The following is a 20,139-nucleotide window of genomic DNA, read 5'->3' as shown; positions in this document are numbered from 1 at the left end:
GATATTACCTATAACAAAATAATGAATAAATATAATAATTTAAAATCAAATAGTTATAACGGCTTAAAACCTAACTATAAATATATGTTACTGGAGGATGGTTTTTCTAATTCTGATATTTCAGAAGGGATTAAAGTTTTAAAAAGTAAAAAAATTACGATGGGTAAAGAAACTAGAGAGTTTGAAAAAATATTTGCAAAAAAAATTGGGGCAAAATATGCTCTTATGGTTAACTCTGGTTCTTCTGCAAACTTACTTTCTACTTTTGCTTGTTGCAATCCATTAAGAAAAAATAGATTTAAAGCAGGTGATGAAGTATTGCTTCCAGCGCTTTGTTGGCCAACTTCGTTATGGCCTTTAGTTCAAGCCGGCCTTAAACCCAGATTTATTGATCCTGAAATAAACACTTTAAATGTAAAAGCAGAGAGTTTTATTAAAAAAATTACAAGGAGAACTAAAGTAATTTTGTTAATTAATGTACTCGGAATAAGTGGTGATATAGATAAGCTAGTTAAATATGCTAAGAAAAAAAATATAATTGTAATTGAGGATAATTGTGAAGCTTTAGGTGCAAAGCTTAATGATAAGTTTTTGGGAACTTATGGAGATTTTGGAACATTTTCATTTTTTTATTCTCATCAGATTACTTCTGGCGAAGGAGGAATTATAGTTTGCAATAATAAAAACGATTATCAAATTCTTCATGCCTTGAGATCCCATGGTTGGGAAAGGAAACCTGAAACAATTAAAACGATTTTGAAAAAAAATCCATTACTAGACCCAAGATATGTTTTTGTGAATATGGGGTTTAATTTGAGACCGACTGATATACAAGCCACAATGGCAAAAAATCAATTTTTAAAATATTCTTCTTTTAAAATATTAAGATCAAAAAACAGAAAAAAAATAATTGATAATATTCTAAACGACAAAAGATATAACAATCAATTTTCATTTGTTGAAGTTCCAAAAAATGTCGAACCTAGCTTTATGGGCATCCCAATACTTATTAATAAAAAATATGCTAATATTAAAAAAAAATTTATTTATAACATTGAAAAGAAGGGTATAGAAACAAGACCTATAATAGGTGGATCATTTCCATCCCAACCATCTGTACAATTATTTAAGCTTAATCCCAAGAAAGAAAGGTTTATTAATGCGGAATACATTCAGAAAAATGGTTTTTACATTGGCTTACACAAAAAAGAAATTAAAGATAGTGAAATAAAATTTATAGTAAACACACTTTTTACAATAGATAAAATTAAAAATGATTAAAAAAAAAGACAAAATTTTTCTAGCTGGCCATAATGGAATGATAGGTTCGGCTATATTAAAAAAGCTAAAAGAAAAAGGTTATAAAAATATTTTAACAATTGATAGAAAAAAATTGGATTTAAGAAATCAGGTCGATGTGTTTAATTATTTTAAAAGAAAAAAACCTAAAGCAACTATAATTGCAGCTGCAAAAGTTGGTGGAATTTATGCAAACAACAAGTATAAAGGAGATTTTATCTTTGATAATCTCTCAATTCAAAACAATTTAATTCATGGATCATTTAAAAATAAAATCAGAAATTTAATTTTTCTTGGATCTAGCTGTATTTATCCAAAACACTCAAAACAACCAATTAAAGAAAGTTATCTTTTAGGAGGTCCACTAGAAATTACTAATGAGTCATATGCAATAGCCAAAATCGCAGGTATAAAATTATGTGAAAGTTACAATATTCAACATGGTACAAATTATAAATGTTTAATGCCCGCTAATTCTTACGGACCAGGTGATAATTATGATACTTATGCATCACATTTTTTTCCTGCAAATATTAAAAAACTTTATTTTTTAAAAAAAAATAAAAAAAGTAAAGCAGTAATATGGGGTACTGGTAAAGCAAAAAGAGAACTAATATTTAGTGAAGATGTTGCTGATGCTTGTGTGTATTTTTTAAATAAAAAAATTAAAGAAACTATCGTAAATATTGGTACTGGTCATGATATGTCTATAAAAAAATATATTCAATTTATTGCAAAAAAACTAAACATGGACGTAGAAATAAAATTTGATTCTTCAAAGCCAGACGGTATGCCAAGAAAAGTTTTGGATATATCATTAGCGAAAAAATACGGGTGGAAATCAAAAACTTCTTTATCCGATGGATTTATGAAAACATTGGTGGATTTTAAAAAAAACATTCATAAATATTAATTAAAGAAATTTAGACTAATAAAATAATATGGTGCGCCTGCTAGGAGTCGAACCCAGAACCTCCTGATCCGAAGTCAGGCGCTCTATCCAGTTGAGCTACAAGCGCATTTAGTATTAATATTATATTTTATGGAAAAAAACATTACTTTTATAGTCAAAGAGGATGAGAAAGGCTTAAGGGTTGATATTTTAATAAATAAAAGAAAGGAATTAATTAGCAGAACTAGAATTAAAAATTTAATTTTAAAGGAAAGGTTAAAATTAAATAATAAGATAATTAAAAGTCCGTCAAAAAAAGTATCTCTTGGTGATGTAATAAACCTTCAAATTCCAGAACCTGAGATAGCATCTCTTAAACCTTTTGAATTTAAATTAGAAATAATTTATGAAGACAGTGATTTAATAGTAATTAATAAACCTGCGGGAATAATCATGCATCCAGGAGCTGGAAATTATGACAAAACAATTGTTAATGCGTTGATGTATTATAATAAGGATTCTTTATCAAGTATAGATGATGAGTTAAGACCTGGTATTGTTCATAGAATTGATAAAAACACATCTGGTTTAGTTGTAATTGCAAAAAACAATGAAACTCATGAAAATTTATCAAAACAATTTAGTGATCATACAATTATAAGAGAGTACCAACTTCTAATATGGGGAAAATTAAGACCATCTTCAGGAAGGATTGAAACATTTATAACTCGCAGCTCAAAAAATAGACAACTTATGGAAGTTAGTAGTTCTAAAGGTAAGAAAGCTATAACAAATTATAAAACACTTGAAATTTTTGAAAATCAGAAAACACCAACTTTAAGTTTAGTTAAATGTAAATTAGAAACAGGAAGAACACATCAGATAAGAGTTCATATGAATTATAAGGGTAATAGTATAGTTGGAGATGATAAATATAAAAAAAAATATAAAAAATTAAAAAATATTGATTTAGATATCCAAAATTCAATTACTAAATTAGATAGACAGTTCCTGCATGCGAAAACTTTAGGATTTATACATCCACGTACTAAGAAAGAGATGATTTTTTCCTCACTTTTGCCACAAGATCTAAATAATATTCTAAAAATGCTTAGAAACACTGAAGAATAAATTATTGAAAATTAGGTATAATTAATTAAATAAACACCTTTATGAGCACAACAATTAGTAGCAATCTGCCAACCCTTTCTAATGAAGGTGGGCTATCTGCATATCTAGAGCAGATTAAAAAATTTCCTATGTTAGCTGCAGAAGAAGAATATATGCTAGCAAAAAATTGGAAAACAACTGGTAATATTAAAGCAGCAGAAAAACTAGTCACTAGTCATTTAAGATTAGTTGCAAAGATTGCTATGGGCTACAAAGGATATGGTTTACCTATTAATGAAATGATTTCAGAAGGAAATGTAGGTCTTATGCAAGCTGTTAAGAAATTTGAACCAGAAAAAGGTTTTAGATTGGCAACTTATGCAATGTGGTGGATTAAAGCCTCTATTCAAGAATATATTTTAAGATCTTGGAGTCTTGTAAAAATTGGAACTACTACTGCTCAAAAAAAATTATTTTTTAATTTAAAAAAAATTAAAAATCAAATTTCTCCAGAAACTGAGGGAGACTTAAGAGATGAACACGTTGATCATATAGCTAAAAAGCTCGATGTTAGTAAAGAAGAAGTCGTTTCAATGAATAGAAGACTTTCTGGAAAGGAGTTCTCGCTAAATGCTCCAGTTGGAGAAGATGGCGATGAATGGCAAGATTGGTTGGTTGATAAAGAACTTGATAATGATTTAAAATTTGCTCAACACGAAGAAATGGAGCAAAGAAAAGATTTATTAAAAGACTCTGTTAAAATTCTTAACGATAGAGAAAGAGAAATTTTATACTCAAGAAGACTAAATGATGATCCAACTACCCTAGAAGATTTAAGCAAAAAATATAAAATTAGTAGGGAAAGAGTTAGACAAATAGAAAATAAGGCATTTGAAAAACTCCAAAAGCATATGCTTCTATTAGCTAAATCAAAAAATCTTTTACCCGCAAATTAAACCTCAAAAGGGTTTTCAATTAAAATAGTATCATCTCTTTCCGGACTAGTTGAGATACTTGATACCTTTGCACCAATAAAATCTTCAACAGCAAAAATATATTTTTTTGCATTTTCAGGTAATGAGTCCATATTTTTAACTCCACTTGTAGAAACTTTCCAACCTTGAAAAGTTTCATAAATTGGTTTAATTTTAATCTGGTCTTCTACAGCGGCAGGTAAATAATCTAATTTTTTTCCATCAAGCTCATAAGCAACACACATTTTAATTTCATCTAATTCATCAAGTACATCTAATTTTGTTAAAGCAATACCATCAATCCCTGAAACTTTAATAGTTTGCCTCACTAAAACACCATCAAACCATCCACATCTTCTTTTTCTACTTGTAACCGTTCCAAATTCTTTTCCACGTGTTCCTAAAAGTTCACCGATATCATCTATTAACTCAGTAGGAAAAGGGCCCTCTCCAACTCTTGTTGTATAAGCTTTTGTGATGCCAAGAACATAATTTATAGAATTAGGGCCACAACCAGTTCCTGTCGCTGCGCTCGAAGCAACAGTATTTGATGAAGTTACAAAAGGATAAGTTCCATGATCTACATCAAGTAAAATACCTTGGGCACCTTCAAATAAAATTTTCTTTTTTTGTTTTTTAAATTGATCAATTTTTAACCAAACTGGCTGGGAGAATTTTAATATTTTAGGTGCTATTTTAAGTAATTCAGATTTAAGGTGATCTTTTTCAAAAATTTTTTTTCCTAAACCTTTTCTAATTGCATTATGATGAACTAATACAGAGTCGAGTCTTTGATCTAAATTTTTTTCAGATCTAAGATCCATAACTCTTATAGATCTTCTTCCAACTTTATCTTCATATGCTGGTCCAATTCCGCGTCTTGTAGTTCCTATTTTGCTTTTTCCTGCTTCATCCTCTCTAATCTCATCCATTTCTCTGTGAAAAGGCAAAATTAAGTTTGCAGACTCCGAAATAACAAAATTATTTACATTTACTTCTACTCCTTTAGATTTTATTTCCTCTATTTCCTCTAATAAAGCCCACGGATCTACGACAACTCCGTTGCCAATTATTGATATTTTACCTTTTCTAACTATTCCGGATGGCAACAATCTCAATTTATATGTAACACCATCAATCACTAAAGTATGGCCAGCATTGTGACCTCCTTGGAATCTTATTACTACATCAGCCTGCTCAGATAACCAATCAACAATTTTTCCTTTACCTTCGTCACCCCATTGAGATCCAACAACAACAATATTTTTCATTATTTAAATTTTCTGTTTATTTTTAAGGAAGTGAGATGGTTAATTGGGCCATGACCTTTTCCATATTTAGGGTTTGATTTAATTGCAGAATTTACATACTTAATTCCAAGCTCACAAGATTTCTTTACTGTTTTTCCACATGATAAAAAAGTTGTAACTGAGCTAGATAAAGTACAACCTGTACCATGAGTATTCTTTGTTTTGTGACGTTCACTTTTGAAGATCTTTATATCTTTTTTGTTTAATAAAATATCTATTACATTTTTATGTTTTAAATGTCCGCCTTTTATAAGTACATTTTTAGCTCCTAATCCTATAAGTTTATTAGCAGCAAAAATCATATCCTCTTTTGTTATAATTTTTGTTTTAGTTAAAATTTCTGCTTCAGGAATATTGGGAGTAATAAGTGTTACTTTTTTAATTAGTTTTAATTTTAATAATTGAATTGCCTTACCATTTATTAGTTTAGCTCCTCCTTTAGCAACCATCACTGGATCTAATACTATTTTTTTGACTTTAATTTCATCCAAAGCTTTTAGTACCATTCTAATAACCTCTGAAGAATGCAGCATACCAATTTTTATTGCATCAGGTCTGATATCTTTACAGCTATAAATAATTTGATTAAAAATTTCTTTTGGATTAATCCCAACAATTGATTTTACACCTGTGGTATTTTGTGATGTAACTGCAGTTATTGCCGTCATTGCATAAGAACCAAGAGCAGTGATTGTTTTTATATCAGCTTGAATACCCGCTCCTCCAGATGAGTCGGATCCTGCAATAATTAAAATTTTAGAATTTGATTTCAATTTATTTAATTTTTTTTGTAATCATATTTACACATTTGTATAAAAGATCTTTATTTTCACTTTCTCCCATTACTCTTATTTTAGATTCTGTTCCTGATTTTCTTACTAAAATTCTTCCTTTACCTTTAATTAATTTATCTGCATTCTTTATAATTTTTTTTATCTCTGGTTTGTTTATAATATTTTTATTTTTTACTTCGATATTTTCTAAAAGCTGAGGTGTTTTTTTAAATTTTTCAAAAAATTCACTCGCCTTTTTTCCTTTTCTTAAAGCAAAAAGAGCTTCTAAAGCTACTAACAAGCCATCTCCCGTGGTTGCAAATTTACCTAAAATAATATGTCCTGATTGTTCGCCACCTAAATTAAAATTATATTTTCGCATTTTTTCTTTAACATATCTATCTCCAACATTTGCCCTTAAAAATTTAATTCCTATTGATTCAAAATATTTTTCTAAACCATAATTTGACATTAATGTTCCAACAACTCCTCCTTTTAACATTTTTTTATTTTTCCATCTTGTTGCTAAAGCAGCTATAATTTGATCTCCATCTATTGTATTGCTTTTCTCATCACACATTATAATTCTGTCAGCATCTCCATCTAAAGATATTCCGATATGTGCTTTATATTTTTTTACAGCAGATCTAATGTTTTTTGGAAAAGTTGATCCACATTTTTTGTTAATATTTAAACCATTTGGTTTAACACCTATTGCTATCACTTTAGCTCCTAATGATTTCAATAATTCAGGACCTGCCTTATAACCAGCACCGTTTGCACAGTCGATTACTATTCTTAATCCTCTTAAATTGAACTCTTTTGTGAAATTTTTTTTTAATATTTTAATATATTTTTTAGTGCCTGTTTCTAGTCTTTTTACTCTTCCTAATTTTTCAGAGCTCGAAAGATTTTTTGAAATTTTCTTATCTATAAGTCCCTCAATTTTTTTTTCTATTTTATCTGATAATTTCATTCCATCAGGACCAAACAATTTTAAACCGTTGTCAAAATGTGTATTATGAGAGGCGGTGATCATTATACCCATATTAGCCTTCATTTCTTTTGTTAACATAGCCAACCCATTAGTTGGCAAGGGTCCTAGGGTATAAACATGCATACCAGCTGAAGCTAAACCTGAAACAAGAGCTGGTTCAAGGGTATATCCAGACAATCTTGTATCTTTTGCAATTATTGCTGTTTGTTTTCTTTTTTTTTGAGATTTGAAGTATGTTCCACTAGCAAGTCCAAATTTAAAGAACATATCTCCATTAATATATTTGCTATTAACCGCTCCTCTTATTCCATCTGTTCCAAAATATTTTTTTGCCATCAATTTTTGATTATCTGATTAAAAACTTTAATACCTTGTACAACTTCATTAACATCATGAATTCTTAAGATCTGAATTCCTTGCATCATTAAATAAATTGAAGAAGCCATAGTTCCACCGATCCTTGTTTCGCTATCATTTTTTTTTGATATATCTTTAATAAATCTTTTTCTTGAATTACCTACTAGTATAGGAAAACCTAATGAATGAAAAATAGAAACACCTCTTATAAGATTCATATTATGTTTCAAATTTTTTCCAAATCCAATTCCAGGATCTAAAATTATATTATTATGTTTAATACCTTTAGACCTTATTAAGTTAATTTTATCCTCAAAATAATCATATATATCTAATAATTCATTTTTATATTTTGCTTTCTTTTGCATATTTTCCGGTGTCCCAACTGAATGCTGTATTACAAATGGAATTTTATACTTTTTTAAAACATTTATTGTTTTAGGATCATAGCTTAATCCTGAAACATCATTAATAAGTTTAACACCCATACTAATACCATTTTCCATAATTCCAGATTTTCTTGTATCTAAAGATATTGGTATTTTTTTTACAATTAATTTTAATATCTTATAAATTCGATTCCATTCTCGCTTTTCATCTACTTTCCTAGATCCTGGTCTTGTAGACTCTCCACCAACATCTACTAGCGATGCACCGGTTTTATATAAATTAAAAGCATGACTTATACCTTTATTTTTTTTGTTAAATTTTCCTCCATCAGAAAAACTATCTGGAGTTAAATTTAAAACACCCAATATATTTGGAATTTTTTTAAAATTTAAATTTGAAAAATTTGATTTTTTTGACTTAATTTTTTTTAAATCTGAATTTATTTTTGTTTTTAGTTTTTTTGGTAAATTTTTTATTTTATTGATTGAAATTTTTCTAATTGTTTTTCTTGTAATTATTTCAATATGGTCAAAAGATATTTCTTTAATCTGATGTAAAGGGATAGATCTTTTTTTATTAACTAAAATTTTTGATTGTTTGCCGAAGTAGAAATTACACGCTCTTGTGTAATGTCTTGGCATTTTATATTAATGTACAATTTTTGGTTTCAAACCCATCGCACCCAAAGCTGAGTCTTGATCATCTTTTGACTCTGGATTATCTAAAATTTTATCTTTAGGATATAAATTTTTATTAATTATATTTTCTATTTCCTCACCAGTTAAAGTCTCATAAGTTATTAGTGCTTTTGCAATTTTATGGAGATCATCTATTTTTTCTGTTAAAATTTTCTTAGCTTGGTTATATCCTTCGTCTACAAGCTTTCTTATTTCTTTATCAATTTTCTGAGCAACTTCCTCTGATACTGATTGAGTTTGAGTAACTGATCTGCCCAAAAATACTTCCTCTTGATTTTCCCCATATTCAACTGGACCCATTTCTTCACTCATTCCATATTTTGTTACCATCGCTCTTGCTAACTGTGTAGCCTGATTAATATCAGACCCATTTCCTCCACCTGCTCCTGTGGATATATTATCTTTTCCAAAAATTAATTCCTCAGCCACTCTTCCTCCAAAGCATACAGCTAGTCTAGCTTTGAGATATTTTATTGAGTAACCGTGTTTGTCTCTTTCAGGTAAATTCATTACCATTCCAAGAGCTCTTCCTCTTGGTATAATAGTAGCTTTATGAATTGGATCATAACTTGGCATATTAAACGACACCAAAGCATGCCCACCTTCGTGATATGCGGTTAGTTTTTTCTCATCTTCTGTCATGACCATTGAACGTCTTTCAGCACCCATCATAACTTTATCTTTCGCTTCCTCAAATTCTAGTAATGTGACTATCCTTTTATTTTTTCTTGCTGCTAACAAAGCTGCTTCATTAACGATATTTGCAAGATCAGCTCCTGAAAATCCTGGCGTGCCTCTTGCAATTGTTCTTAAATTAACATCTGGCGCCATTTTTATTTTTTTTACATGTACTTTTAAAATTTTTTCTCTTCCAATAATATCTGGATTAGAAACTACTACCTGTCTATCAAACCTGCCTGGTCTTAATAAAGCTGGATCTAGCACATCTGGTCTATTTGTTGCAGCTATAATTATAACTCCTTCATTTGTATCAAAACCATCCATTTCAACTAACAACTGATTTAAGGTTTGTTCTCTCTCATCATTTCCACCCCCTAGACCTGCCCCTCTGCTTCTTCCAACAGCATCTATCTCATCTATAAAAATAATACATGGAGAATTTTTTTTGCCTTGTTCAAACATATCTCTTACTCTAGATGCTCCCACTCCAACAAACATCTCTACAAAATCAGAACCTGAAATAGTGAAAAATGGAACTCCTGCTTCACCGGCAATTGCCCTTGCTAATAAAGTTTTACCAGTTCCTGGGGGGCCAACAAGTAAAGCTCCTCTTGGAATTTTACCACCCAACCTACTAAATTTTTTTGGGTCTTTTAAGAATTCTACCATTTCCTCCACTTCTTCTTTAGCTTCCTCTACACCAGCAACATCATTAAAAGTAACTTTTCCTTTTAATTCATTCATCATTTTTGCTTTTGATTTTCCGAATCCCATTGCGCCACCTCTACCTCCTTGCATTTGTCTCATAAAGAAAATCCAGACTGCAATGAGTAGCAACATAGGAAACCATGATAAGAGTACACCAAACAACGAGGGCATTTTTTCATCTAAAGGTGCTGCTGAAATACTTACACCCTTTTCTGATAATTTTTCTATAAGATTTGGATCATTAGGAGCATAAGTTGAAAAAGAATTTCCATTTGAATAAGTGCCTTTGATGTTATTACCCTGTATCTCAACTTTTAAGACCTCACCGTTTTCAACTGAATTTAAAAAATCTGAAAAAATTATTTGATTTCCGCCTCTAACATTAGACTGAGGATTTTTAAACATGTTATAAAGACCTATAGTTAAAAAAACTATAATTCCCCACATTGCAAGATTTTTTAAATTCATATGTTTAAAATAAGAATTATTATTAAATTAACAAGTGACAAAATATCAGTTATTTTAACAACTTTAACGCTCTTTTGATACTATAACTGAGTTATTTACCTTCTTTATTACGCAGTTTCCTAAAGTGGTCTTAAAAGAAGTGTCATTTATAATTTTATAAATTAATTTATCGATTTTTTTTCCTCTTACTGGGTAGTATTTTTTACTAACACCTTTTAAAACTTCTGTGAGAGACCTAAAAACCACTTCCTCTGGCTGAAGAAAAAAATTTTTATTCAAAATAACAAACTTATTAATATTTATAACTGTTGAATTATCTTTTAAATTTTTTTCTACAAAATATTTAATTGACTCATTAGCAAACCTTAAGTTCTTAATTGTTAGATTAAATTTATCATTATCTAATCCCTCTAATTCCAAGTGCTTTATAAAATTTCTAATTTTTACTCTTTTAAATACATCATTTTTATTGGAGGGATCTTCAACATAATTTTTAAAAACTTTTTTTGTAATATATTCTAAATTTTGTTTAGAAAATTTTAACAAAGGTCTAATCAAATTAATATTTTGTAAATTAGTTTTTTGATCAAATGATACCATGCCATTTAAACCGCTGCCTCTCAAAATTCTAATAAAAAAATTTTCTACTAAATCATCCTTATGATGACCTAATAAAATATTTTTTATTTTTAATTTTTTAGCTTTGTTAATCATGAGTGCATATCTTTTATTTCTTGCAATTGATTGAATGTTACTTTTTGGTTTTTTTCCAATCCAGGTTAAAATCTCAAGATTAGTAGACAATTTTTTTAGAAGTAATTTTACAAATTTTGCTTCTTTTGTTGAATTATTTCTAAGTTTATGATCAACGTGAAAATATTTTATTTTTATATGTTTTTTAATCGAGTAAATTTTTGATAAAAAACATAAAGCTAGACTGTCTGGTCCACCAGAAACTGCAACTATAAAATCCTCTTTTAAATCAAGATTTTTTTCAAATTTTTTATAAATTTTAGAAGTTTGTTTATCTTTTAATTGATTTAATAAAAACTTATGAGTCTTGTTTGATGCATTCAAATTTTTTTGACTCATATTTTGCTTTTTGTATTACAGACTGATTTGCATTAGGATATTGTAATTCTACACCATTTATCATTTTACATCCTTGGTCTTTTTCACCAATTTGAACCATTGATACTCCAAGTTTTAATAAATTAATTGGAGCTTTTTTCCCTTTAGGATATTTTTGGTAACCCTCTAAATAAGCAGAAGCTGCATCAGTATATAATTGTCTAATTCTAAATGTTTCTGCGTACCAATATTGTGCACTACCAGCTAACTCATGATCAGGATTGGATATAACAAATTCCCTAAATGCTCTTTCTGCTGTGCTATAGTCTCCAACTTTTAAAAAACTGGTTGCAAATTCATATTGCTCCTCTGAATTTAAGTCTTGAGGAAGTATTTTTTCTTCAGACTGAAAATTTTCTGTCACAATTGAAGCTGTAGTATCAACAGATTGAATTTGTTGTGAGGTTTCATTTGTTTCTGTATCCTTATATGAAATTGTTCCTAAATCTTGAGGTTGCGAACTTCCAGGTAAAACTTTTTGCTCCTCTGTTTTTGGCTTAGAACTTAATTGATTTTCTAAGCTACTTATATTTCCAGAGGTAATGTTGGTCTCTAAATCTTGAAATCTTATTTGGTTATCTGCTTGAATTTTTGAAACACGGGTAGATAATTTATCCAGCTTAAAATTTATTTCTTCAAATTTATTAGTGAGCTCTCTAAATTGGTCCTCAACCTCAGATAATTTTAATAAATGTCTAGTTAAAACATCTTCTGAATTTTGATCCAAATCTGAAACTGAACTATCATTGGTGTTAGTTTTCACTTCTATAGATCCAGAATAAACTGCTCTTTCAAGAGTTTTAAGATCATTTTTTATTATTTCTAATGTTTCATAAATATTATGGTTATCTGCAAAAGAAATATTAATAAAAACCAAATTTAAGATTAAAAATAATTTTAAAATTGCTAATTTAAATATGAGCATCATTTAAATTAGATTTATGATTATAAAAATGGCAAAAAAAAGACCCTAAATCCAATAAAGGTTTTAGGGTCTTAAATTTTAAATAATTAATTTGCTTTAACAGTTACTGATCTTCTGTTTTTTGACCAAGCTAATGGGTTTGAACCAGAATCAACTGGTCTCTCCTTACCATAACTTAATACCGTAATTCTGTCAGAAGATATTCCGTAAGTCATTAAATAGTCTTTAGCTGCATTTGCTCTTCTTTCACCAAGAGCTAAGTTATATTCTCTTGTTCCTCTTTCGTCAGCATGACCTTCAAGAACTACATTTATGCCTGGATTCTTTCTTAACCACGCTGCTTGGGCTCTTAAAGTTTCTCTTGATGCAGTTGTTAATATCGACTCATTTGTTGCAAAGAAAACTCTGTCTGGAACTCCTTCAGCTAAATATTCAACTGTGTCTGTTCCTGTGTAAACATCACCTTGCATTTGACCTTTAATGTCTGTTGCCACTTCTTTTTTAGTTGCACATGCAGATAGCACTAAGCAAGCTGCTAATACTAAAAGTGTGTTTTTAAAAATTTTGTTTAATTTCATTAAATTGCTCCTTGCTGCTAATTTCAATTTCTTGACTTTTTCACAACTAAATAGAGGTTTCAAGTCTAAAAATCAAGAAATTTAAAAAAAATTAATCTTTAATTACTTAATAAAGATGACCATGATGGGTCTGAAGCATCTGTTGGTGTCTTTATTTGCCGCTCATTATAACCAGTTAAATCTATAGACCATAATTTTGCTGAAAAGCCTTCTCCTTTGGAGTTAGTTTTTGTCTCTCTATAAAATATTAATACTCTTCCATTGGGAGACCAAGAAGGTGCCTCTTGATAATAATTTTCAGTTAACAATCTTTCACCACTGCCATCAGTTCTCATTACACCTATATAAAATTTACCTTTATGCAATTTTGTAAATGCAATTAAATCTCCTCTTGGAGACCACACAGGCGTTCCATATAAACCGTTACCAAAAGAAATTCTTTTTACGTCACTTCCGTCATTCTTCATTACATAAATTTGCTGATAACCACTCCTATCAGAATTAAATGTAATATATTTTCCATCAGGAGAATATGATGGGGAAGTATCGATTGATGGGTGATTAGTAATTTTTTCAACAATTCTGTTTTCTAAATCCATGGTATAAATATCTGACTTTCCATCTTTAGCAAAACTCATAATTATTTTTTTACCATCAGGTGAAAAACGTGGTGCAAATGTCATTCCAGGAAAATCCCCAACCACTTCTTGTGTTCCAGTTTCTATATCTAATAAATAAACCCTTGGCATATTTTTAAAGTAAGACAAATAAGTTACCATTTGGCTTGCTGGATTAAATCGAGGTGTTAGAACTAACTCATTCCCTAATGTCAAAAATTTATTATTAGCTCCATCTTGATCCATGATTGCTAATTTTTTTATTCTTTGTGTTTTTGGTCCTTCTTCTGAGACATAAATTATTCTTGTATCAAAATAACCTTTTTCCCCTGTCAGCCTTTCGTAAACCTTATCAGAAATAATATGTCCTACTCTCCTCCAATTATTAGGGACTGTGGTAAAAGCTAAAGCCATCATTTCTTTGGCAGCTAAAACGTCCCATAATCTAAACTCAACTCTTAATTTATCGTCAATATAATTTACTTTACCAGTAATAAGTGCTTGAGCTTTAATCAAATTCCAATCTTCAAATCTTGGTTTTAAATTTGCAATATCAGGAGCTTGTAAAAAAGCCTTTTTATCAAGAGGGTTAAACAATCCTGAGATCCTCAAATTGTTCTCAACAATATTTGATATTTCAGAACCAATATTTTCTTTTTTAAGTATTTTTTCAAAACCTTTTCTAGATTCTTCATCAATTGATAAAGGGGAAACTGCTAATGGAAGTGGATTTAAATTTCCCCGAGTTATATCAACTTCTATTAATGCATTTGCATTGATAGGTATTAATATTAATAATAAAACTAATATTTTTTTGGTCATTTAAACATACTACCCTTCTAACATCTCTCTTGCATCAAAATTTAATTGTAATTCTTTCCATCTTTCATATCCAGTCGTTGGAACTCTTAATGGTTGACATAACTTAACAGCTCTCAAAGCACTTTCTGCTAATACCTTATAAAATCCTTGGCCTGGTTTATTCATTCTTGCATGGTCCAAAATTTCAGTTTTTGATACTGTTCCATCAGGTTTTAATTTTAACTTTATTCTTACTAAAAGATTTTCATTATATGGCAATCCTAATGGGATACTCCAACACCCGAATATTTGTGCTTTAAGAGCATCCTCCTCACTTAGTGTAAGTCCTGTATTTTCTACATTTCTTTCTTGATCTTGAGTAATGTCGTCATTTGTTTTTAAAACTTCTGCGCTCTCTTCTTTTGATTTATCGATTAAAGCAGCAATATTATTTGGATCAAATAAATCTTTTTTTTCAAATTCTGATACCTGTTTAACTTCATCATCTACTTTTTCAGGATTTTGTTTTTTTTCCTCTTTTGTTTCAACTTTTTTTAAAGTTTTATCTGGAAGTGGAATTGCTTCAGGTGTTTCATTCTCTATTTTTTTATTATTTTGATCAGGAGCCAGAACAGTTTTTGTTTTCGTTTTTTCTACTTTTTTTGGAGGAGCCTGTTCTGAAACAAGTTTTTTTTCCTTCTCTTTTACTTTTTCAATTATTTTTTTAGCCTTAGGTGCAAATGGAATATTGGTTTTTTCTGCAATTTGAATCAACTCAACTGATACAATTGGTGGAATATCAAGTGGTTTCTTTGCCAAAAAAGGTAAGCTCATAGCTGTAATAAAAATTAAAAAAGCATGTAAAACAGAAGAAATAATTAAACTTCTATTCACTATAATTACCTTTGTTTATATGGTTCTGAAATCAATGCAACTTTAGTAAAACCAGATCCTGATAATAATCCCATTATTTCTAAAACTCTTCCATAATTTATAGTTTTATCACCTCTAACATAAATTCTGGTATCGGTTCTATTTTTTGAAACCGCTAAAACCTTTGCAATAATATTATCGTATTCAACTTTTGCTTCTTGAATAAAAATTTCACCTTTTGCATTAATCGAAAGTGTTAAAGGTTCAGTCTCTTCTGGCAAAGAGTCTGCTGAACTTTCTGGTAAATCAACTTGAACTCCAACAGTTAACAATGGTGCTGTAACCATAAAAATTATTAACAATACAAGCATTACATCCACAAAAGGTGTAACATTTATTTCACTCATTGGTTCTTTGGAAGAACGATTTAATTTAAATGCCATTTAAATAATTGTTAAAAATCTTTTTGAAAAATTTTCTAATTTTTCTAAATATTTTTTGGCATCATTATTGAATTTATTGTATGCCACCACTGCTGGTATCGCAGCCAACAGACCAAGCGCAGTTGCAAATAAAGCTTCGGCTATTCCTGGCGCAACTATTGCAAGACTTGTGTTTCTTGAAATAGCTATAGATTGAAAAGAATTCATAATCCCCCAAACAGTTCCAAACAATCCAATAAATGGAGCAGTTGAACCTACTGTTGCCAAAAAAGTAAAACCTTTTTCAATTTTTGACATTTGTTTTTCAATTCCTGATTCTAGAGATGCGCTCATTCTTTCACTAATGTTAGTTCTTGATTTTTTTTTAAGCAATCCTTCCATTGCATCTTGAAACACAAGTGACATTGGATCCTCAAGTTTACTAGGTAAACTATTGTAAAAAGTTTCAGCAGATTTAGAATTCCAGAATTTTTCTTCAAATTCCTCTGAAGATTTTTTTATTTTTTTAAATAAACGAAACTTTTCAATAATTACAGCCCATGAATATATTGAACATAAAATTAATATAATCATTACAGACTTAACAATTATATCTGCTCTAGAAAATAAACTGAATAATGAAAAATCAGTATTAGTTCCTAATTCTACTGCTTTGGCTGCTATATCTGCTTCCATGCTTACTCATCACACGTAAATGTGTCATGATTTTGTCTATTAATTTAAATTGATTATTCTTCTTTTTTATAAGTTTCGTAGAAAAAACTAGCTATTAGAATAGCATCTGCCTTGTTATTATCTTTCTTTTTTGACAATTGTGATGAAAAATATGGAAAAATTTCAATAGCTCTTGTTCTGCTCGCATCTTTTTCTGAATTAATAAGGTTAAAATATTTTTTCCACTTAGCAGGCCTAACATAATAAACAGGTAAATGCATTGCGCTGCATATCCCTTTTAAAATACCAAAAGATTGACCAAAATTAAACATACTAGTAACGCCTTGGCCAGGCATTGCAGAAACTTGTTCAATTACAACCTTTATATTTTTTTTATCAAATTTGTTTATCCTTTCACTAATTTCGTTAAATATTTGAGCACCATTTACTTGTCGCTTATTCTTCTTGCCATCTGTCATGGTTGGCATTTCAATTACGTCTTTTATTTTACCGTCCTGAAAAAAACAGATTGAACCTGATATGCCTGGATCAATTCCAATAATCATCATTAAATTCCACCTAAATTGACGTTTGAATAAACGTTCTGAACATCGTCATCTTCCTCAAGAGTTTCTAAAAATTCTACAACACTATCTTTATTCTCTTTATTCACTTCAACACTATTCAATGGGACCCATTCAATTTCTGTAGAAATAAAATTCATAATAATTCTCTCAAGATTTTTTTTTACATTATATATTTCGCTCATTTCACACTGGACCTCATGATAATCCTCATAAGACAAACATTCATCAGCTCCAGATTCGATCGCTAAATCTAAAATTTTTTCATCAGATATCACTTTTTTATCAATTTTGATTATACCTAATTGTTGAAAATTATGAGATGCTGAACCTTGGGTTCCTAAGCTCCCTCCGCTCTTTTGAAAAATAGTTCTAATATTTGATGCAGTCCTATTTTTGTTGTCTGTTAAAGTTTCAACTATAACAGCAATCTTTTCTGGTCCAAATCCTTCGTATCTTAAATTTTCAAAATTTACTCCTGCAGCTGCAGAAGATTTATCTATTGCTCTTTCAATATTATCTTTAGGCATATTTGCAGATCTAGCAGCCTGTACTGCAGATCGTAGTCTAGGGTTCATTGCTGGATCTTTGTCACCAAGTTTTGCGGCAACAGTAATCTCTTTAGATAATTTTGAAAATATTTTTGATCTTTGCTTGTCTGCCTTACCTTTTTTATGTTTAATTCCTGCCCAATGTGAATGTCCTGCCATGATCTTTAAATATTTTTTAGTTGATCTCCGTATACATAGCTTTCGATATTTATTGCTAAACCTGTTTTTATATCACAATCTACTATAACACCACACAAAGTAGCATCTCCTGTTGCAGGAAAGTGTTTAACAGAATTCTTTTTTAAAAATCTATTTAAAGAGTTTTCTTTATCCATTCCAATAACTGAGTCATAATCCCCACACATACCGGCATCAGTTTGATACCCAGTTCCATTATTGAGTATTCTGGCATCATTTGTTGGAATATGAGTATGGGTTCCAATCACTAGAGTTGCCTTTCCATCAAATAGATGTCCTATAGCATTTTTTTCGCTGGTAATTTCTCCATGGAAATCAACTACAAGTAAATCAAAATCCTTTTTCATTTCATTTTCTTTTAAAAATTTTTGAGAAACTTCGAAAACATCTTCACACTTTTTCATAAAAACATTGCCCATCAAATTAAGAACTCCAATTTTAATATCATTCTTTGTTTTATAAATCTGAAAACCTTTTCCAGGAGCAGGTTCAAATAAATTTTTAGGTCTTAATAATCTTTCTTCTTTATCAATAAATTCCATTATTTCTTTTTGATCCCAAACATGATTTCCGGTTGTAATAACGTCAACTCCACAATTAAAAAAATCCTCACATATTTCTTGAGTTAACCCTACACCTTGAACTGCAGCATTTTCACCGTTTACAATTACAAAATCTATTTTCTTTTTATCTATTTCATTTAATAAACTGCTTGTTAATTTAGAACATCCAGAAATTCCAACAACATCTCCTAAAAATAAAATTCTCATTGTATAATTTTTTTTTCGGTTACTATTAAATCAAGTTTCTTATCATACTTATTGATCGGTATTTTTTTTATTTCCTGGTACGAAAATCCTAATCCAATTTTAAAAATTTTTTTAATTTTAGAAATTTTTTCTAAATAACGATCATAAAATCCTCCACCATAACCTAATCTATTCAAGTCATCATCATAAGCTACTAAAGGAACAAATATTAAATCTGGATAAATTTTCCTTACCGAAATTGGCTCTGCAATTCCATACTTATTAATTTTTAAAGGATCAATATTTGTAAATTCGAAAAAATCCATTTGATTATTTTCGTTTATAATTGGTAAGGAAATATTTGATTCTTTGTTTCTTAGAAAATGTAACACATTTAAATCATCAATCTCATGATTACAAGGATAATAACCTCCTACATTTTTAAAATTAATTTTATTTTTTTTTAAGAATTGATAAATTCTGTAAGGATCAACATTGAGTTTTTTATAGAAGTTTTTTTTTCTTAGATTTAAAATTTTACTTCTTAGCTTGGATTTATTCACAGACCTACTTTGATATGTTTTCTAATTTTGCTTTATTTACAAAATTTGATATTTGATCAGCAGCTTCATCAATTAAATTTTCATATTTTTTTTGATTATTGTCAATTTCTTGTTTTAAATTTTCATGATCAAGATTTAGTTTTTCAATTTCGGATTCTTTTGAGTCCCTGTAATTGTAAATTAGAGATTTTAGTTCTTTAAATTTGTTTGATAGATCGTTTAATTCATTTTTTTTTTGATCTACTTTTTTCTTAGTTTCGTAATATTCGTCCATTATTTTTACAGCTGTAATTAATAAGAGTTTATTTTCACCTAAATTTCCTAAATCATTTTTTAAATTATTAAACTTTTTGTTAATCTGGATTAACAATTCTTCTAAGTGCTCTTCTTGTCCATCTTCACAAGCAAGCAAAAACTCTTTATTATTAAATTTTATACTTACATTTGCCATTTATCTATCTCATCCAATAGTGTGTCAGTTTCTTGATTAAGTTCATCAATTTTTTCAGAAAATTCAATTTGTTTTCTTTCTTCTAGCTTTTCTTTACTTTTTAAATCCTCAAGTTTTTTTGAAAGATTTTCATGTTCTTCGAGCAAAGATTTATATTTTTCTTCAATTTGTATTTTTTCAATTTCTAATTGATTTTGTTTGGCGCTTAAGTTTTCAATATTTTTTTGTAATTCAGGGTTTGATAGATCTAAATTGTTTAATTCTTCTAATGCAGTGTTTAATTTTTTTTCTTTTTCGTCTATAGAATTCATATATATATATTTATATTATTAAATAGATTCTTCTTAGTCTAGTCAGGATAATT

At 29.1% G+C, this 20,139-nt stretch carries 22 protein-coding genes and 1 tRNA gene; 4 read left to right on the top strand and 19 right to left on the bottom strand.

Going from position 1 to position 20,139, the window contains the following annotated elements; genetic code table 11:
* Both ACTT9X_RS06875 and ACTT9X_RS06870 read left to right on the top strand, forming a co-directional pair.
* Positions 1-1,281 (top strand): DegT/DnrJ/EryC1/StrS family aminotransferase (locus ACTT9X_RS06875; protein WP_440934891.1); only part of this gene is annotated, 1,281 nt, incomplete at its 5' end.
* Positions 1,274-2,212, top strand: coding sequence for a GDP-L-fucose synthase family protein (locus ACTT9X_RS06870; RefSeq protein WP_440934890.1), 939 nt, complete (start codon positions 1,274-1,276; stop codon positions 2,210-2,212). The genes ACTT9X_RS06875 and ACTT9X_RS06870, both read left to right, overlap by 8 nt.
* A 29-nt stretch (positions 2,213-2,241) precedes the next feature.
* Here ACTT9X_RS06870 and ACTT9X_RS06865 read toward each other — a convergent pair.
* Positions 2,242-2,318, bottom strand: a tRNA-Arg gene (locus tag ACTT9X_RS06865).
* A gap of 23 nt (positions 2,319-2,341) precedes the next feature.
* Between ACTT9X_RS06865 and ACTT9X_RS06860 the strand changes: the two genes are divergently transcribed.
* The gene (locus tag ACTT9X_RS06860; protein WP_440934889.1) at positions 2,342-3,322 is read left to right on the top strand and encodes an RluA family pseudouridine synthase; all 981 of its coding nucleotides are present in this window, start codon (positions 2,342-2,344) and stop codon (positions 3,320-3,322) included.
* Between the two features lie 41 nt (positions 3,323-3,363).
* A complete protein-coding gene (rpoH, locus tag ACTT9X_RS06855; protein ID WP_440934888.1) occupies positions 3,364-4,257 on the top strand; it encodes an RNA polymerase sigma factor RpoH in 894 nt (297 codons plus the stop codon).
* Here the strand turns inward: rpoH and ACTT9X_RS06850 are convergent.
* From ACTT9X_RS06850 to ACTT9X_RS06765, 18 genes are all read right to left on the bottom strand, one after another.
* Entirely contained in the window at positions 4,254-5,546 is a 1,293-nt protein-coding gene (locus ACTT9X_RS06850; protein ID WP_440934887.1) for an adenylosuccinate synthase, read from the bottom strand. The genes rpoH and ACTT9X_RS06850 overlap by 4 nt on opposite strands.
* The gene (thiD, locus tag ACTT9X_RS06845; protein WP_440934886.1) at positions 5,546-6,358 is read right to left on the bottom strand and encodes a bifunctional hydroxymethylpyrimidine kinase/phosphomethylpyrimidine kinase; all 813 of its coding nucleotides are present in this window, start codon (positions 6,356-6,358) and stop codon (positions 5,546-5,548) included. The genes ACTT9X_RS06850 and thiD overlap by 1 nt, the downstream gene beginning before the upstream one ends.
* Before the next feature lies 1 nt (position 6,359).
* Positions 6,360-7,691 carry a phosphoglucosamine mutase gene (glmM, locus tag ACTT9X_RS06840; protein WP_440934885.1) on the bottom strand — a complete coding sequence of 444 codons (1,332 nt, stop codon included), beginning with the start codon at positions 7,689-7,691 and terminating at the stop codon, positions 6,360-6,362.
* The gene (gene folP, locus ACTT9X_RS06835) at positions 7,691-8,743 is read right to left on the bottom strand and encodes a dihydropteroate synthase (RefSeq protein WP_440934884.1); all 1,053 of its coding nucleotides are present in this window, start codon (positions 8,741-8,743) and stop codon (positions 7,691-7,693) included. The genes glmM and folP overlap by 1 nt, the downstream gene beginning before the upstream one ends.
* 6 nt (positions 8,744-8,749) lie before the next feature.
* Positions 8,750-10,657, bottom strand: coding sequence for an ATP-dependent zinc metalloprotease FtsH (gene ftsH / locus ACTT9X_RS06830; RefSeq protein WP_440934883.1), 1,908 nt, complete (start codon positions 10,655-10,657; stop codon positions 8,750-8,752).
* 63 nt (positions 10,658-10,720) lie between these two features.
* A complete protein-coding gene (tilS, locus tag ACTT9X_RS06825) occupies positions 10,721-11,749 on the bottom strand; it encodes a tRNA lysidine(34) synthetase TilS (RefSeq protein WP_440934882.1) in 1,029 nt (342 codons plus the stop codon).
* Positions 11,709-12,716 (bottom strand): tol-pal system protein YbgF, encoded by a 1,008-nt coding sequence (gene ybgF / locus ACTT9X_RS06820; RefSeq protein WP_440934881.1) that lies wholly within the window; start codon positions 12,714-12,716, stop codon positions 11,709-11,711. The genes tilS and ybgF overlap by 41 nt, the downstream gene beginning before the upstream one ends.
* Before the next feature lie 83 nt (positions 12,717-12,799).
* Positions 12,800-13,291, bottom strand: coding sequence for a peptidoglycan-associated lipoprotein Pal (pal, locus tag ACTT9X_RS06815; RefSeq protein ID WP_440934880.1), 492 nt, complete (start codon positions 13,289-13,291; stop codon positions 12,800-12,802).
* A gap of 98 nt (positions 13,292-13,389) precedes the next feature.
* The gene (tolB, locus tag ACTT9X_RS06810; RefSeq protein ID WP_440934879.1) at positions 13,390-14,730 is read right to left on the bottom strand and encodes a Tol-Pal system beta propeller repeat protein TolB; all 1,341 of its coding nucleotides are present in this window, start codon (positions 14,728-14,730) and stop codon (positions 13,390-13,392) included.
* 9 nt (positions 14,731-14,739) lie between these two features.
* Complete coding sequence (locus ACTT9X_RS06805) at positions 14,740-15,603, bottom strand: cell envelope biogenesis protein TolA (protein ID WP_440934878.1); 864 nt, start codon at positions 15,601-15,603, stop codon at positions 14,740-14,742.
* 5 nt (positions 15,604-15,608) lie between these two features.
* Positions 15,609-16,025 (bottom strand): protein TolR, encoded by a 417-nt coding sequence (gene tolR, locus ACTT9X_RS06800; protein WP_075484955.1) that lies wholly within the window; start codon positions 16,023-16,025, stop codon positions 15,609-15,611.
* Positions 16,026-16,700 (bottom strand): protein TolQ, encoded by a 675-nt coding sequence (gene tolQ / locus ACTT9X_RS06795; protein WP_440934877.1) that lies wholly within the window; start codon positions 16,698-16,700, stop codon positions 16,026-16,028. It lies immediately after the preceding gene.
* Between the two features lie 53 nt (positions 16,701-16,753).
* Positions 16,754-17,248, bottom strand: coding sequence for a crossover junction endodeoxyribonuclease (locus ACTT9X_RS06790; protein WP_440934876.1), 495 nt, complete (start codon positions 17,246-17,248; stop codon positions 16,754-16,756).
* Positions 17,248-17,973: a YebC/PmpR family DNA-binding transcriptional regulator gene (locus ACTT9X_RS06785; protein ID WP_440934875.1), complete on the bottom strand. Its 726-nt coding sequence runs from the start codon at positions 17,971-17,973 to the stop codon at positions 17,248-17,250. Before ACTT9X_RS06785 ends, ACTT9X_RS06790 begins: the two co-directional genes overlap by 1 nt.
* A 5-nt stretch (positions 17,974-17,978) precedes the next feature.
* Positions 17,979-18,782, bottom strand: a complete 804-nt coding sequence (locus tag ACTT9X_RS06780; RefSeq protein WP_440934874.1) for a TIGR00282 family metallophosphoesterase — start codon at positions 18,780-18,782, stop codon at positions 17,979-17,981.
* Entirely contained in the window at positions 18,779-19,324 is a 546-nt protein-coding gene (locus ACTT9X_RS06775; protein WP_440934873.1) for a 5-formyltetrahydrofolate cyclo-ligase, read from the bottom strand. The genes ACTT9X_RS06780 and ACTT9X_RS06775 overlap by 4 nt, the downstream gene beginning before the upstream one ends.
* Positions 19,325-19,328: 4 nt before the next feature.
* A complete protein-coding gene (gene zapA, locus ACTT9X_RS06770) occupies positions 19,329-19,775 on the bottom strand; it encodes a cell division protein ZapA (RefSeq protein WP_440934872.1) in 447 nt (148 codons plus the stop codon).
* Positions 19,763-20,086, bottom strand: a complete 324-nt coding sequence (locus ACTT9X_RS06765) for a 5-formyltetrahydrofolate cyclo-ligase (RefSeq protein ID WP_440934871.1) — start codon at positions 20,084-20,086, stop codon at positions 19,763-19,765. The genes zapA and ACTT9X_RS06765 overlap by 13 nt, the downstream gene beginning before the upstream one ends.
* Between the last annotated feature and the right edge of the window lie 53 nt (positions 20,087-20,139).

It is taken from the genome of Candidatus Pelagibacter sp. (assembly GCF_052049855.1).
GTDB lineage: Bacteria > Pseudomonadota > Alphaproteobacteria > Pelagibacterales > Pelagibacteraceae > Pelagibacter.
This window is presented reverse-complemented; position numbering and strand designations above follow the sequence as displayed.